Genomic DNA, 13,504 nt, shown 5'->3' with positions numbered 1-13,504 from the left:
CTCAGCCGGGGCGCTTGCAGTCCAGCACCGCCGCGCCCAGCAGGCGGCCAGCGCGCAGGTCGGCGAGCGCCTGGTTGGCCGCCTCCAGCGGATAGACCTGCACCTGGGTGCGCACCGGCACCTGCGGCGCCAGCGCCAGGAACTCGCGGGCGTCGTCGCGGGTGAGATTGGCGACGCTCATAAGCTGCCGCTCGCCCCACAGCCAGGCGTAGGGAAAGGCCGGAATCTCGCTCATGTGGATGCCGCCGCAGACCACGCGGCCACCCTTGCGCACCGCCTGCAACGCGATGGGCACCAGGGCGCCGTCGGCGGCAAAGATGATCGCCGCGTCCAGCGCCACCGGCGCGCGCTCATCGGAGCCGCCGGCCCAGACCGCGCCCAGCTCGCGGGCGAAGTCCTGCGCGGCGACATCGCCGGGGCGGGTGTAGGCGTAGACCTCGCGACCCTGCCAGCGCGCCAGCTGGGCGATCACATGCGCGGCGGCGCCGAAGCCGTACAGGCCCAGGCGCTTGGGCTCGCCGCAGAGGCGCAGCGCGCGGTAGCCGATCAGGCCGCCGCAGAGCAGCGGGGCGACTTCCAGATCGCCATAGCCCTCGGGCAGCGGGAACACGTAGTCGGCCTCGGCCAGGCAGTGCGTGGCATAGCCGCCGTCGAGCTGGTAACCGGTGAACAGCGCGGCGTCGCAGAGGTTCTCGCGGCCTTCCAGGCAATAGCCGCAGTGGCCGCAGGTGTGGCCCAGCCAGGGCAGACCGACGCGGCTGCCGGCGACCAGGCCCTGCACCGCGCGGCCCGAGGCCAGCACCCGGCCGACCACCTGGTGGCCGGGGATGCGCGGGTAGCGGATCTCCGGCAGCTCGCCGTCGAGCAGGTGCAGGTCGGTGCGGCAGACGCCGCAGGCGGCGACCTCGATCAGTACCTGGTTGGCGGCCGGCGTGGGCAGCGGCAACTCGCGCCTGTGTAGTGGGCCGCCCGGCTGCTCCAGCACCATCGCGATTACCGTCTGCGTCATCGGCGGTTCCCTCTTAGAGATACGGCGACATCAGCCAGAACAGCGCGTCGCGCAGGCGCTGCGGCAGCGGGCGGGCGTCGAGTTCGGCACGGCTGATCGGCCGCGAGACCGCCTGCAACTCCTCGAAGTGCGCCGCCGCCCAGGCGGCGAGTTCGCGGTCGTAGCTTTCCACCACCAGCTCGAAGTTGAGGCGCAGGCTGCGCTGGTCGAGATTGGCGGAGCCGAACTGCAGGTAGTAGTCGTCCACCAGCATCAGCTTGCTGTGCGCGAAGGGGCCGGGCCGTTCCAGCACCCGCACCTGGCAGTCGAGCAGCTGCCAGAGCACGTTGCGGGTGGCCCAGTTCATCCAGGGCTGGTCGCTCTTCTTCGGCAGCAGCAGGCAGACGTCGACGCCGCGCAGCGCCGCCGATTGCAGGGCGCCGATCAGCGGCGGCGTCGGCAGAAAGTACGGAGTCATGATCCACACCCGCTGGTGGGCATTGGCGAGCGCGCCCAGCAGCAGCATCAGCAGACGGTCCAGCTCTTCGTTGGGGCCGTCGGTGACGGTGCGCGCCAGGGCCTGGCCGTCGGCGACGGGGGCAGGCACCGGCGCCGCCGGCGCGGTTTCGCCGGTGGCGAAGTGCCAGTCGGCGAGGAACACTTCTTCCAGCTGCGCCACCAGCGGGCCGGTGACGCGGAACTGCAGATCGGTGACCTCCGCGGGCTGCCCGGCCTTGCCACGGTGATAGCCGGCGATGTTCATGCCGCCGGTGAAAGCGATCTCGCCGTCGGCGATCAAGAGCTTGCGGTGGTTGCGCAGGTTCAGGTGCAGCAGCGGCGGAAACCAGCGCGGCGGCAAAAACAGCGCCGCCGCCACGCCATGGCGCGCCAACAGGCGGCTGGCGCGCGGCCGATACCAGGCATCGGCGGCGCCATCGAGCAACACCCGCAGGCGCACGCCGCGCGCCTGGGCGGCGGCCAGAGCGCGGGCGAACTCCTCGCCACAGGCATCGTCGAGATAGATATAGCTGGCCAGATGCAGCGTGTGCCTGGCCTCGGCGATGGCGCGCAGCATCGCCGGATAGGCCTCGTCGCCATCGCGCAGCGGGCTGATGTGGTTGCCGGCGGTGAGCGGCCGGCCGGTGAGCGCGCTGCCCAGCCGCACCAGCTCGCGCAGCTCCAGGCTCTCGGCGGCCGGCAACGCGCCGAACAGATGACTCTGCGCCTGGGTCTGGGCGTGGACGATCGCCTCGGCACCGAGCAGCCGCCGCGCCCGCTGCTCGATGCGGTTGACGCCGAACAGCCAGTACAGCGCCGGCCCGGCCAGCGGGAATAGCGCGCAGACCGCGATCCAGCCCCAGGCCGAGCGCGGATCGCGCTTGTGCAGCAGCACATGCGCCACCGTCGGCAGCACCAGCAAGAGGTCCAGCGCCAGCAGCCAATGGCTGCCCGCGGGCAGGGCCAGGTTCATCGGCGTGGTTTGGTGGGCAGGTTCACCCCGCCAGTATGTACAAGATCAGCGCCGGTTCGTGCCGGCGCTTGATCGCGGTCAAGCCGGGCCACCGCCTGGCCGTCTAAGCTGACTGCCATCACCCCTGCCGGATTTCTTTTCGTGGACGCAGAACAGAACGGCGGTCTCAGCTGTGCCGAAGCCGCCGAGCGCCTGGCGCGCTTGGGACCCAACGAGCAGGCCCGCGACCGCCCGCGCAGTTGGACCTGGGTTGCCTACGAGATGCTGCGCGAGCCGATGTTCCTGCTGCTGAGTGCCTGCGGCGCGGTGTATCTGCTGCTGGGCGAGCCGGGCGAGACGGCGCTGCTGCTGGTGGCGCTGGCCTTCATCATCGGCATCACCTTCGTGCAGAAGCAGCGCACCCAGCGGGCGCTGGAGGCCTTGCGCGAACTCAGCAGCCCGCGCGCCCTGGTGATCCGCGACGGTCAGCGCCAGCGCATCGCCGGCCGCGAGGTGGTGCCCGGTGATCTGCTGGTGCTCGCCGAGGGCGACCGGGTGGCGGCCGACGCGTTGCTGCTGGATGCCCGCAACCTGCGCGTCGACGAGTCCCTGCTCACCGGCGAGGCGCTGGCGGTGCTCAAGCGCGCCGACCCCGCCGCGTCGCTGTGCGCGCCGGGCGGCGAGGGCTCGGCCTCGGTCTACAGCGGCAGCCTGGTGGTCAGCGGCACCGGCGTGGCACGGGTGGTCGCCACCGGTGCCAAGACCGCGCTGGGCGGTATCGGCCAGGCCCTGCGCGGCATCGAGGAGCAGCCCACCCGCCTGCAGCAGGAGACCAATGGCGTGGTGCGCCGGCTGGCGCCGCTGGCGCTGCTGCTGAGCCTGGGGGTGGCGCTGGTGCTGGGCTATAGCCGCGGCACCTGGCTGCAAGGCCTGCTCGCCGGTCTGGCGCTGGCGATGTCGCTGCTGCCGGAGGAATTCCCGGTGGTGCTGACGGTGTTTCTGGCGCTGGGCGCCTGGCGGATGTCGCGGCGGCAGGTGCTGACCCGCCGCACCGCCGCCATCGAGGCCCTGGGTGCCGCCACCGTGCTCTGTGTCGACAAGACCGGCACGCTCACCGAAAACCGCATGACCGTGCGCGCCCTGGTGCCGGCCGGTGGCGCGCAGTTCGCGGTCGGCAGCGAGCCCCTGCCGGAGGCGGCGCATGCCCTGGTCGAGTTCGCGATACTCGCCACCCGCCGCGATCCTTTCGACCCCATGGAGCGCGCCATCCATGCCCTGGGCCTGGGCGGGCTGGTGGAGGCCGAGCATCTGCACGCCGACTGGCAGCTGGCGCGCGAATACCCGCTGGCGGCGGCGCTACCGGCGATGTCGCAGGTCTGGGAAGCGCGGCGCGGCGGCGAGCGCACGGTGGCGGCCAAGGGTGCGCCGGAGGCCATCGTCGAACTCTGCCACCTCGACGCCGCGCAGGCCGAGTCGGTGTACGCGCAGGCGCGGACGCTGGCGGCCTCGGGGCTAAGGGTCCTGGCGGTGGCCCGCGCCCGGCTCACCCATGGCGAGCAGGATGTGTCGCTGGCGGCCACGCCGCTGCCGCCCAGCCTGCACGACTTCGCCTTCGAGTTTCTCGGCCTGCTGGGACTGAGCGATCCGCTACGCGCTGGCGTGCCGACCTCGGTGGCGGCCTTTCGCGAGGCCGGCATCCGGGTGCTGATGGTCACCGGCGACTACGCCGAGACCGCCAGCCACATCGCCGCCGAAGCCGGCCTCGCCGACCCGAGCAGGGTGCTGGGCGGCGCCGAGATCGAAACCCTGGACGAGGCCGGCCTGGCCGCCGCGCTGGCGCGTTGCAGCGTCATCGCCCGCGCCCGCCCCGAGCACAAGCTGCGTATCGTGCGCGCCCTGCAACAGGCCGGCGAAGTGGTGGCGATGACCGGCGACGGCGTCAACGATGCCCCGGCGCTAAGGGCCGCCGACATCGGCATCGCCATGGGCGGGCGCGGCACCGATGTCGCCCGCGAGGCCGCACATCTGGTCCTGGCCGACGACGACTTCAGCTCCATCGTCCACGCCGTGCGCCTGGGCCGGCGCATCTTCGACAATCTGCGCCGGGCGGTGGCCTACATCATCGCCGTGCACATTCCCATCGCCGGTCTGTCGCTGCTGCCGATCCTGCTTGGCTGGCCCCTGTTGCTGCTGCCGGCGCACATCGCCTTTCTGCAGCTGATCATCGACCCCGCCTGCTCGCTGGCCTTCGAGGCCGAGCCCGGTGACCCGGCGGCGATGCGCCGGCCACCGCGCCGGCGCGACACCCGGCTGTTCGATGTCCGCACCCTCTGGACCAGCCTGTTGCGCGGCTCTCTGGTGCTGCTGCTGGTCTGGCTGACGGTGCTCGCGGTGCGCGCGCAGGGCGGCTCCATCGAGCTGTTGCGCAGCGCCGGCTTCATCGTGCTGGTGCTGGGCAATCTCGCCCTGCTCGGTGGCAACCGCGCCGCGCTCGGCGGCTTGCGGGCGCGGCTGCGGCAGCCCAACTGGCTGCTGGCCGGCATCAGCCTGGGTGCGCTGCTGGCGCTGGCGGTGGTGCTGTATGTGCCGGTGGCAAGGCAGCTATTCCGCCTCGAGGCGCCGAGCCTGCCGGTTTTGCTGGCCTGCCTGGCCAGCGCCGCACTGATCCCGCTGCTGCTGGCCTTGGCGAGGCGCTGGCGCCGCTCTGATCCAGATCAATGAGGCCCCGGCGGCGGGCGGTGAAGCTCGAAGCCACTCAACAGCCGCGCGGGAGGTCGTAGCGACCAATGGGCAAGCGCATCCTCATTCTTCAGGGCCATCCCGACGCCAGCCGGCACCACTACGGCCATGCGCTCGCCGAGGCCTATGCCGCCGGTGCCCGCGAGGCCGGCCACGAGCTGCGGCAGATCGAGGTGGCGCAGCTGGACTTCCCGCTACTGCGTACGCAAGAAGATTGGCAGCACGGCGAGCCGGTGCCGGCGATCCGCGAGGCGCAGCAGGCGCTGGCCTGGGCCGAGCATGTGCTGATCATCTACCCGCTCTGGCTGGGCGCCATGCCGGCCCTGCTCAAGGGCTTTCTCGAACAGCTGGCGCGGCCGGGCTTTGCGGTGGCCGCGCCCGGCGAGGCGCAGGGCTGGCAGAAGAAGCTGAAAGGCCGCTCGGCGCGGCTGGTGGTGACCATGGGCATGCCGGCGCTGATGTACCGCTGGTACTACCGCGCCCATAGCCTGAAGAACCTGGAACGCAACATCCTCGGCTTTGTCGGCATCAGCCCGGTGCGCGCCAGCCTGATCGGCCTGGTCGAGGGCAATGCCGGCCGCAGCGATCCCGCAATTGGTGACAGGCCCTAGACCGGACCCGCGGCCGGCTCCGGCTGCACCGCCAGCACATCGCAGCCGGCGGCGGCCAGGATGCGCTCGGCGGTGCTGCCGAACAGGCTGTGTTCCAGGCTTTCGCGGCGGGCGGTGCCGAGCACCAGGAGGTCGGTCCGGGTGTTGTTGGCGAGGCCGGCCAGCGCCTCGGCCGGCGCGCCCTGCAAGAGATGGCAATGGTCTTCGGCGATGCCCTGTTCCCGGGCAAAGGCTTGAAAACGGGCGACGGCGTCTACACGCAGCTCGGTGTAGAGCTGCGCGATGGTTTCCTGCGCCAGGCTGGCCTGGCCGAGCTGGCCGGGCCGCAGACCTTCGTAGACATAGGCGAGATGCAGGCTGGCGCCGCTCTGCTCGGAGAGCTGGCGCGCCGCCTGCACCACCCGCTGGTTGAGCTGGCCGGCGCGGTGCTCGGGCGCCACCGGCTCCACTGCCGCGATCACCCGCCGCAGCTCGGGGCTGGCGGCGTGATTGACCAGCATCAGCGGCACCGGGCAGAGCCGCAGCAGTTTCCAGTCCAGAGGGTCGGGCAGCAGGCGTTGCAGCAGCGGCTCGTAGTGCACGTCCTTGATGACCAGCAGCGGCTGCAATTTCTCGATCTGGTTGAGTATCTGCCGGTGCAGGGGCTCGCCCCAGACCAGCTGGGTGCCGATTTGCAGCGGCGCCTGATTGAGGCTGGCGACCGCCGCCTGCAGCCATTGCTCACCCTGATGCCGGTAGTGCTCCAGCGCCGTGTGTTCCAGCGCCGCGCTGACCCGCCCCAGTGCGGTGACTGCGGCGTGGTAGTCGAAGAGCTGCACCTGCAGGCTGACGCCGCCGTGTCGCGCCAGCAGTGCCGCCCGCTGCAAGGCCGGCGAGGGCTGGGGCAGGCTGCGGTCGGCGATGACCAGAATGAGGGGGGTGGACGACATGGGCTGCACTCCGGGTTCAAGACCGCGGGCCAGTCTCGGTGACGGCCAGCGGCTGGGCATTGATCGGGATCATTCGCCGCCTCGTTGCGTGGCGAGGGCTGCCGTGGACGCCGGCGCCGGCAGCTCCGGTAGCCCGTACTGACGCCCTGACTTGGGGTTGAGCGCCTTGGCCAGACGCGCCTGCTCGCGGGCCTCGGCCAACTCGCCGTTGGCGGCGGCGGCGCGGGCGGCGGTGGCGTGCAGCTCGGCGCTGCGCCAGCCGCTGTCCAGCGTCTGCCGCAGCCAGCGCAGCGCCTCGGCCGGCTGCCCGGCGTTCAGCAGGGCGGCGGCGAGCTTGATGCTGGCCTCGCCGTTGGGGCGCAGCGCCTGGTTGCGGCGCGCCAGCGCCAGCGCCTCAGCCGGGCTGCCGAATTGCAGATAGTGGTCGAGGCCGTGGCCGTAAGTGGCCTCCGGCAGCTGCGCCAGCCTCTCCTCGTACAAGGCCCGGGCGCGGGCGATCCAGGGAGCGGCGGCGGCCGCGTCGCCGCGCTCGCGCAGCAGCCGGGCGCTGGCGTCCATGAACTCGGGGCTGCCGGTGTCGCCGATCACCGCCGCGTATTCCTGCAAGGCGAGCTCGGTCTGGCCCTGGAGCGCGTGGATCTCGGCGACATGCTCGCGCGCCAGCCACCAGCCGGGCAGCAGGCGCAGGGCGTGCTGGTAATGCGCCAGCGCCAGATCCCAGCGGCCACGGTGCAGCGCCAGCAGGCCGCGTTGCAGCGCCAGCCAGGCACGCGGATGCGGGGAGTCGCCATGGTCGATGCGTTCGGCGCGATCCATCAGCGCCAGGGCCTCGCTGAGATGCCCCATATGGCCCTGCCAGAGCGCCAGCCGCACCAGGCCCTGGACGTCTTCGCGCAACTCCAGCGCGGCGCGATAGCCGGTGAGCGCCGCCGGGTAGTCACCGCGCTGGAAGGCGAGATCGGCGCGCAGGCCGAGGATCGCGGCGCGGTCGGGATTGCTCTCGCGCTCGGCGGCATCGAGATCGGCGGCGACCCGGTCCAGCCGGTGCACGGTGTAGTTGTAGCGGGCGCGCGCCAGGAAGGGGCCGCTGCCGGCGCCGGCCAGATCGAAGGCCTGATGCAGCGACTGCTCCGCGGCGGTGTAGAGCCGGTAGTCGCCGCTGAGCTGCGCCAGCGCCAGTTGCGCGCGTGCCAGGGTTTCCCACTGCGGCCAGGCGACCGGCCCGCGCGCTAGGGAGGCGCGCGCCTCGCTGACCGCGGCCTCGCTGCGCCGCCGCTCGTCGTCATAACTCCAGGCCGGCGCCGGCTCGCTTGCGGCGCCGGCCACGGGGGCGATCGGTGCCGATGGCTGGCAGCCGGACAAGCCCAGCGCCAGAGCGGCGCCGAGCAGTAGCTGGGCCGGACTCACGGTGGCGGATGCGGCGCCGCCAGATACGGGAACTGCGCCAGGAACGGCGACTCGTTGCGGGTCGGGTTGTTGGGCAGGTTCTCGAAGGCACGGACATCGCAGGGATGGCCGTAGCAATCACCCGGCGTGGTGGTGTCGGCCAGCGCCATCGACAGGATGCGGTCGACGGTGACGTCCTCGAAGCGGCGGCCGTTGGGGAAGCCGTCGGGCTGCGCGAGGTCGAGCTGCAAGGTGTCGGGGATGATCTTGTTCACCACCTGGCGCGCGCAGACATCCAGCGCGCAAGGGGTGATGCCCTTGGCGATCAGCGCGTCGTCGAGGCCGATGTGCAGCTCTTCCAGGCGCTCCAGCATCAGCGAGGAAAAGTCGCCGTCCTCGGAGGGATCAGTGCCATTGAAGTGGTCCTTGTCCTCGGTGTGCAGCAGCACCGTGGCGACTACCGGCTGACCCATGCGATCGACCCGGGCGTAGGCGGAGCGGGGCTGGGTCGAGAAGCTGAAATCGCCACTGCTGCCGCCACCGCTGCTGGCGCCGCCGGAGCTGCCGCCGGTGCCGCCATCGCCGCCGCCACCACCGCAGGCGGCGAGCAGGCAGGCGGCCAGCAGGCCGCCGGTGAATCCGGGCTGGATCTTCATGGGCTGCTCCCGACCAGACGATTGGCAGTGGCCCAGACTCGCACCAGCTTGCCCGGCTCCGGCACCACCAGGGTCGGGTCCATCTCGAAGACGATGGCGGTGAGATTGCGGAAAGCGAAGGAGTCGCGGGCGTTGTCGAACATCAGCGTGCCCTTGGGCTTGTCGTTGGAGTTGAAGCTGGCGAGCGTGGCGGTGAAGCCGACGAAATCGAAGAAGAAGGGGTCGTCGCGCAGGCCGGTGTAGACGCGCAGGCCGCTGGGCGCGCTGATGACTTTCTCCACCGGCCCGGAGACGAACTTGGCCCCGGCGCCCGGCAGGTTCTCAAACTGCACGCCGGCCTCGCCCTTGGCGTTGCGGCCGTAGCGGATCAGGATCTCGTGCTCGGGCTGGGTGTCGCCGTTGAGGTCGATCTCGTAGCTGAACAGCACGTTCGGGTCGTAGCGGCCGGTGGGGCCGTCCACCCGCGCGCGTGGCACCGGCGCGCCGCCGAAGCAGATCGCGCCGACCAGGCGCCCGCCCTCGCGGAACACGAAGACATCGGTGATGTCGGCCGAGGGATCGAGCGCCGAGCTGGGGGCGTCGGCATGATCCGCGGCCCAGCTCCAACAGGGAGCGAGTGACAGTGCCAGCACTGCCGTGATGCGTCGTCGAGACTGCTGCTTGCTCATGCTGTCCCCCATTGCGGCGGATGCGCCGCGTTCTAGTGCCCCGCTTCGTCGCTGACGAACCAGGGTTTGCCATCGCCATCCAAGAATAGGCGCTCCATCTCGGCACGGTTGAAGGGTCGCGAGCCGATTCGGCCGAAAACCGCGATCTGGTTCCCGGTTTCATCGACGGCGCGGTCGCGATCCAGGCCCTTGCTCAGCGCCAGCAGCGGCTGCTCGCTGGGCCAGGTGGCGATCCACTGCGGCTTGGGCTCGGGCGAAAAGCCGTAGAACTTCGGCTGTGTGTCCGGCGCGGTCAGTTGCAGCACTTGCAGGCCGCTGACGTCGGCGACGTAGGCGAACAGGCTGGCATTGGTGGTGCCGATCACCACGTCGTTGGCGCCGCGCAGGCGGCCCTCGGCGGTGGTGCGCTGCTCGATGCGCGGCTGCTCGGGGTTCTGCACGTCGGCGATCACCAGGCCCTCGGCGCCGGCGGCGATGTAGGCATAGGTGCGGGCGAGGTAGACGCGGCGCGCGTCGGCGAGCGGCAGCAGCGCCACCGGCACCGGCTGCGCCGGCCGGCTGAGGTCGAACACTTCCAGTCCGCGCGCGCTGGTGACAAAGGCGTAGCGGAACTGCACGGCCACACCGCGGCCGTCTTCCAGCGGCAGCACGCTCTCCAGCTTCGGCTGCAAGGGCTGATCGAGATCGAGCGTGACCAGGCCGGCGTCGGCGATCAGGTAGACGCGCGAGCCGGCGATGGCCAGATGCCGCGCGCCCTTGAGCACGCCGTTGGCGTTCCAGGTCAGCGCGCGTTTCAAGAAGTTGTTGCGCGGCTCGCCGTCCTGCAGGGTATCGACGTCGACCAGGATCAGGCCCTCGACCGCGTCCGCCACCAGCGCGTAGTGGTAGATCGGGTGCATGGGCTGTTCGAGATTGTCCTCGCGTGCCTGGGCGGTAGCGTTGCGCCAGGGCGCGATCGGCTGGTTGGTGGGCAGGGCCACGCAGCGGGCGTCGGCGCTTTCGACGCGGATGTCCTGGCCCAAGGGCGAGAACGGCGCCGAGATCAGCTTCTGCGAAAAGCCCTTGTTGGCGATGCTCGCCGCGTCATAGGCGCGCAGGCCCTTGCGGCCCTCGGCGGCGTAGAGGTATTCGCCGCGCAGCTGCAGGCAGCGCACCGGCTCGCCGTTGCCGTTGCGCTGCGCGTTGCCGAGCTTGCCGCCGCGCTCCTGGTGGGCGCGGTACCAGTCCGGGTAGGCGTAGCGGTGCAGATAGCTGCCGATCACCGCCTGCGGCTCGTCCCATTCGGTGACCTGCACGGCGGCGATGCCGGCGCTGCTGCCGGCCCAGGCATTGAAGCCGACGAAGTTGACGAAGTTGGTTCCCAGGCCCAGCAGCGAGGCCATCCAGGCGTTGTTGTCCCTGGCCTCGGAGAGATGGCAGTCGCTGCAAGTCTTGGTTTCGGTGGTGCGCTCGGTGTGCGGGTAGTGGGGCGCGAAAGCCTGGCTGGAATAGCCGCCGGCCGATACCGGCGGCTGCTGGATGTAGATGCGCTCGCGGTTGCTGTTGGTGGACGACAGCACCAGCGCCGAGGAGGAGCGCACCGGCGCGATGCGGTTGCCCTTCACCTCGCCGTGCTTGCCGAGCATGAAGAAATCGTCGCGCGCCACCTGCGGGTTGTAGGTGGCGTAGTTGCGCGACTCGCCGCCCTCGAAGTGCTGGCGCTCGCTCTTCCAGTTGGCCTGGATCGGCAGATGGCAGCCGAAGCAGGAGGTGGTCCAGGAGCTGTGGCAGCTGATGCACATCAGCTCGTCGTCCTGGTGCGCTCGCTCGCCTTCCTTGACGTCGGTACCCCAGCTGAACTTCTGGGTGTCTCGCGCCATCAGCTTGGCGCGCGCCGCCTTGGCGTTGTAGCGCGGATGGCCGGGAGTGACCGTGTCCTTCACCAGATGGATTTCCCATTCCAGGCCGGGGGTGACGCTGCTGCGCTGGATCAGGCGCTTGCGCTCGCCATTCTCGCAGCCGTCCTTGGCGAGACCCTTTTCTCCGCGACGAGCCCCGGCCCGGCCATCCATGGCCGGGCGTTCGGAGTCGTTGCGAGCCGTGCTTGCAAAGCACGACTCCTTCACCCATTCGAACCTTCGCCGCCCATCCTGCACGCGCGTCAGCGAGAGATCGCTGCCGCCCGCCGGTGCCGCCGGGCCGGAAGTGCGCAGCAGCGGATAGCGGTCGGCGGTGCCGTGGCAGTCCTGGCATTCGATCTCGATGGCCTGCGCGACTTCGCCCTGGATGTGGCCGGTGCCGTGCACGTCCTGCGAGAAGTGGCAGTCCACGCACTGCATGCCCTTGTCGACATGGATGCTGGAGAGATGCACCGCCTTCTTGAATTTCTGCGGATCATCGTCGGCCACCTGGCCGCCCTTGGCGTCGAGCAGGTTGCCCTTCTTGTCGCGCTTGTAGACGGCGCGAAAGTTCCAGCCGTGGCCGTGGTAGTCGGCAAACTGGGTGTCCTGCATCTCCGGGTTTTTGTCCCAGACGCCCTTGAGAAAGTCAGGGTCGCTCCACAGCCCGCGGGTCGCGGCTTCTTCTGGGTTGCGCTGGTTGATGGCGCGGATCTCGGCATCGCTGGGGTAGCGCTGCTGCTCCGGCCACATGCGCGGCGCGTCGGCCTCGTAGTCCCACATGGTGTAGCCGAGCATGGAGTTCATGAACATGTTCGGCTGGTGCATGTGGCAGACCATGCACTGCGCGGTGGGGATCGCGCGGGTGAAGGCGTGCTGCAGGGGATGCCCCGGCTCATTGCGGGGAATCGTCGGGTCCTTGCTCTGGCTGGTGCCGGAGTGTCCGAACTTGGCGTAGGGGCCGGAGTGGCGCGGGTCGCGGTCGTTGGCGTAGACCACATGGCAGGCGGTGCAGCCGGAGCTGCGGTAGTCGCCCGGCTGATCGTTGGTGCCCAGGAACCACAGCAGCGGATCGTTGAGGCGGGTCTTGTGCAGGTTGAGCAGCGGCACCGCGATGCGGTTGCCGGTGCCAGGCCCGCGATTGGACTGCTTGAGGTCGGGGCGGCCGGGTTCTTCCAGGCGCTGGATCAGGCCCAGGGCATTGGGCAGGCCGGTTTCCGGGAAGATCGAATTGATGTTGCGGCCGCCGCGCTCGAACACCCGGAACACGTCGGCGGGCGGCGTCACCTCCCAGGCTGGTAGCGGGTAGAGCGTTTCGATCACGCCCTTGCGGCGCATGTTCTCGTCCACCGGCACCGGGTTGTGGATGGCGGCGGGCAGGTGGCTCAGCAAAGCATCGGGCGCCGGTCCGCCGGCGGCCCTGAAGGCACGCTCCAGCAGCTCGGACTTCAGCGGCAGCGGCGCCTCGTCGGGGAAGGCGCGCGGCGCTGTTGCCGGCGCATAGCTCTCACCGGTGACCGAGCGCTTGAACGGCAGGATGCCGTTGTTGTACGCCGCGCCCTCCCAGAACATCGCCGCCGTCGCCATCAGGCTGCGGCGGCTGGCCTCGATGAGCGGCTGGTGGCAGGCGCCGCAGGCGAGATCGGCGACCCGGTAGTCGCCGGGATTGACGAAGCGGATGAACTCCGGCGATTCGCGGTTGAGCAGGGTGTAGCTGGACTGCGGGTTGGCGCTGCTGGTCCAGGACGCCGGCCACAGCGGCAGCACATGCGCGGCATTGAGGGCGTCGGCATAGGCGAGTTCCGCGCGGCTGCTGCCGGCTGGCGGCCGGATGCTGGCATCGCCGCCGTGACAGTCGGTGCAGCCCAGCACCACCGCCGGGTTGGCGTGCATGGACAGCCGGTCGGTGTCGCTATGGCAGCTGCGGCAGCCGGCGGATTTGGCTTCGGCTTCGGCGGGACTTTGGCTGCTGGGAGAGGCGAGGGTGGTGGTGTAGTTGCCGGGCTCAGGATGGGGGCTGGTTGCGGCGAGGCTGGGGGCGGGGGAGAGCAGGGCGAGGATGACAGCCAAGCTGCCAGCCAGGATGTTCCCCTCCCCCTTGCGGGGAGGGGGAAATGAAACGCAGGCCACCGCAGCCCGGCGTGCCAAGACCAAGGCCAGCAAGCCAAGCAAGAAAATCAACGGCAGCCCCAGACTCATT

General features: G+C 70.5%; 9 protein-coding genes. 2 read left to right on the top strand and 7 right to left on the bottom strand.

What is annotated here, in order from left to right:
• Nucleotide 1 precedes the first annotated feature (1 nt).
• On the bottom strand, nucleotides 2–1,009 hold the full coding sequence (locus AC3WT6_RS11560) for a zinc-dependent alcohol dehydrogenase family protein (protein ID WP_492653723.1): 1,008 nt from the start codon (nucleotides 1,007–1,009) through the stop codon (nucleotides 2–4).
• Nucleotides 1,010–1,022: 13 nt separating this feature from the next.
• Complete coding sequence (locus AC3WT6_RS11555; protein ID WP_492653722.1) at nucleotides 1,023–2,459, bottom strand: phospholipase D-like domain-containing protein; 1,437 nt, start codon at nucleotides 2,457–2,459, stop codon at nucleotides 1,023–1,025.
• A gap of 141 nt (nucleotides 2,460–2,600) precedes the next feature.
• On the opposite strand from AC3WT6_RS11555, the gene AC3WT6_RS11550 reads away from it, so the two are divergent.
• Nucleotides 2,601–5,159, top strand: coding sequence for a cation-translocating P-type ATPase (locus AC3WT6_RS11550; protein WP_492653721.1), 2,559 nt, complete (start codon nucleotides 2,601–2,603; stop codon nucleotides 5,157–5,159).
• 65 nt (nucleotides 5,160–5,224) lie between these two features.
• The gene (locus AC3WT6_RS11545; protein ID WP_492653720.1) at nucleotides 5,225–5,788 is read left to right on the top strand and encodes an NAD(P)H-dependent oxidoreductase; all 564 of its coding nucleotides are present in this window, start codon (nucleotides 5,225–5,227) and stop codon (nucleotides 5,786–5,788) included.
• Here the strand turns inward: AC3WT6_RS11545 and AC3WT6_RS11540 are convergent.
• The 5 genes from AC3WT6_RS11540 to AC3WT6_RS11520 all read right to left on the bottom strand — a co-directional run bounded on the left by AC3WT6_RS11540 (nucleotide 5,785) and on the right by AC3WT6_RS11520 (nucleotide 13,503).
• Nucleotides 5,785–6,717 (bottom strand): universal stress protein, encoded by a 933-nt coding sequence (locus AC3WT6_RS11540; protein ID WP_492653719.1) that lies wholly within the window; start codon nucleotides 6,715–6,717, stop codon nucleotides 5,785–5,787. The genes AC3WT6_RS11545 and AC3WT6_RS11540 overlap by 4 nt on opposite strands.
• Before the next feature lie 69 nt (nucleotides 6,718–6,786).
• A complete protein-coding gene (locus AC3WT6_RS11535) occupies nucleotides 6,787–8,124 on the bottom strand; it encodes a tetratricopeptide repeat protein (RefSeq protein ID WP_492653718.1) in 1,338 nt (445 codons plus the stop codon).
• The gene (locus tag AC3WT6_RS11530) at nucleotides 8,121–8,759 is read right to left on the bottom strand and encodes a hypothetical protein (protein ID WP_492653717.1); all 639 of its coding nucleotides are present in this window, start codon (nucleotides 8,757–8,759) and stop codon (nucleotides 8,121–8,123) included. Before AC3WT6_RS11530 ends, AC3WT6_RS11535 begins: the two co-directional genes overlap by 4 nt.
• Nucleotides 8,756–9,427: a hypothetical protein gene (locus tag AC3WT6_RS11525; RefSeq protein WP_492653716.1), complete on the bottom strand. Its 672-nt coding sequence runs from the start codon at nucleotides 9,425–9,427 to the stop codon at nucleotides 8,756–8,758. Before AC3WT6_RS11525 ends, AC3WT6_RS11530 begins: the two co-directional genes overlap by 4 nt.
• A gap of 32 nt (nucleotides 9,428–9,459) precedes the next feature.
• Nucleotides 9,460–13,503 (bottom strand): LVIVD repeat-containing protein, encoded by a 4,044-nt coding sequence (locus AC3WT6_RS11520; protein WP_492653715.1) that lies wholly within the window; start codon nucleotides 13,501–13,503, stop codon nucleotides 9,460–9,462.
• Between the last annotated feature and the right edge of the window lies 1 nt (nucleotide 13,504).

It is taken from the genome of Stagnimonas sp. FW305-C-60 (genome assembly GCF_058782965.1).
The sequence above is the reverse complement of the archived record's forward strand: the minus strand, read 5'-3'. Positions and strand labels throughout refer to the sequence as shown.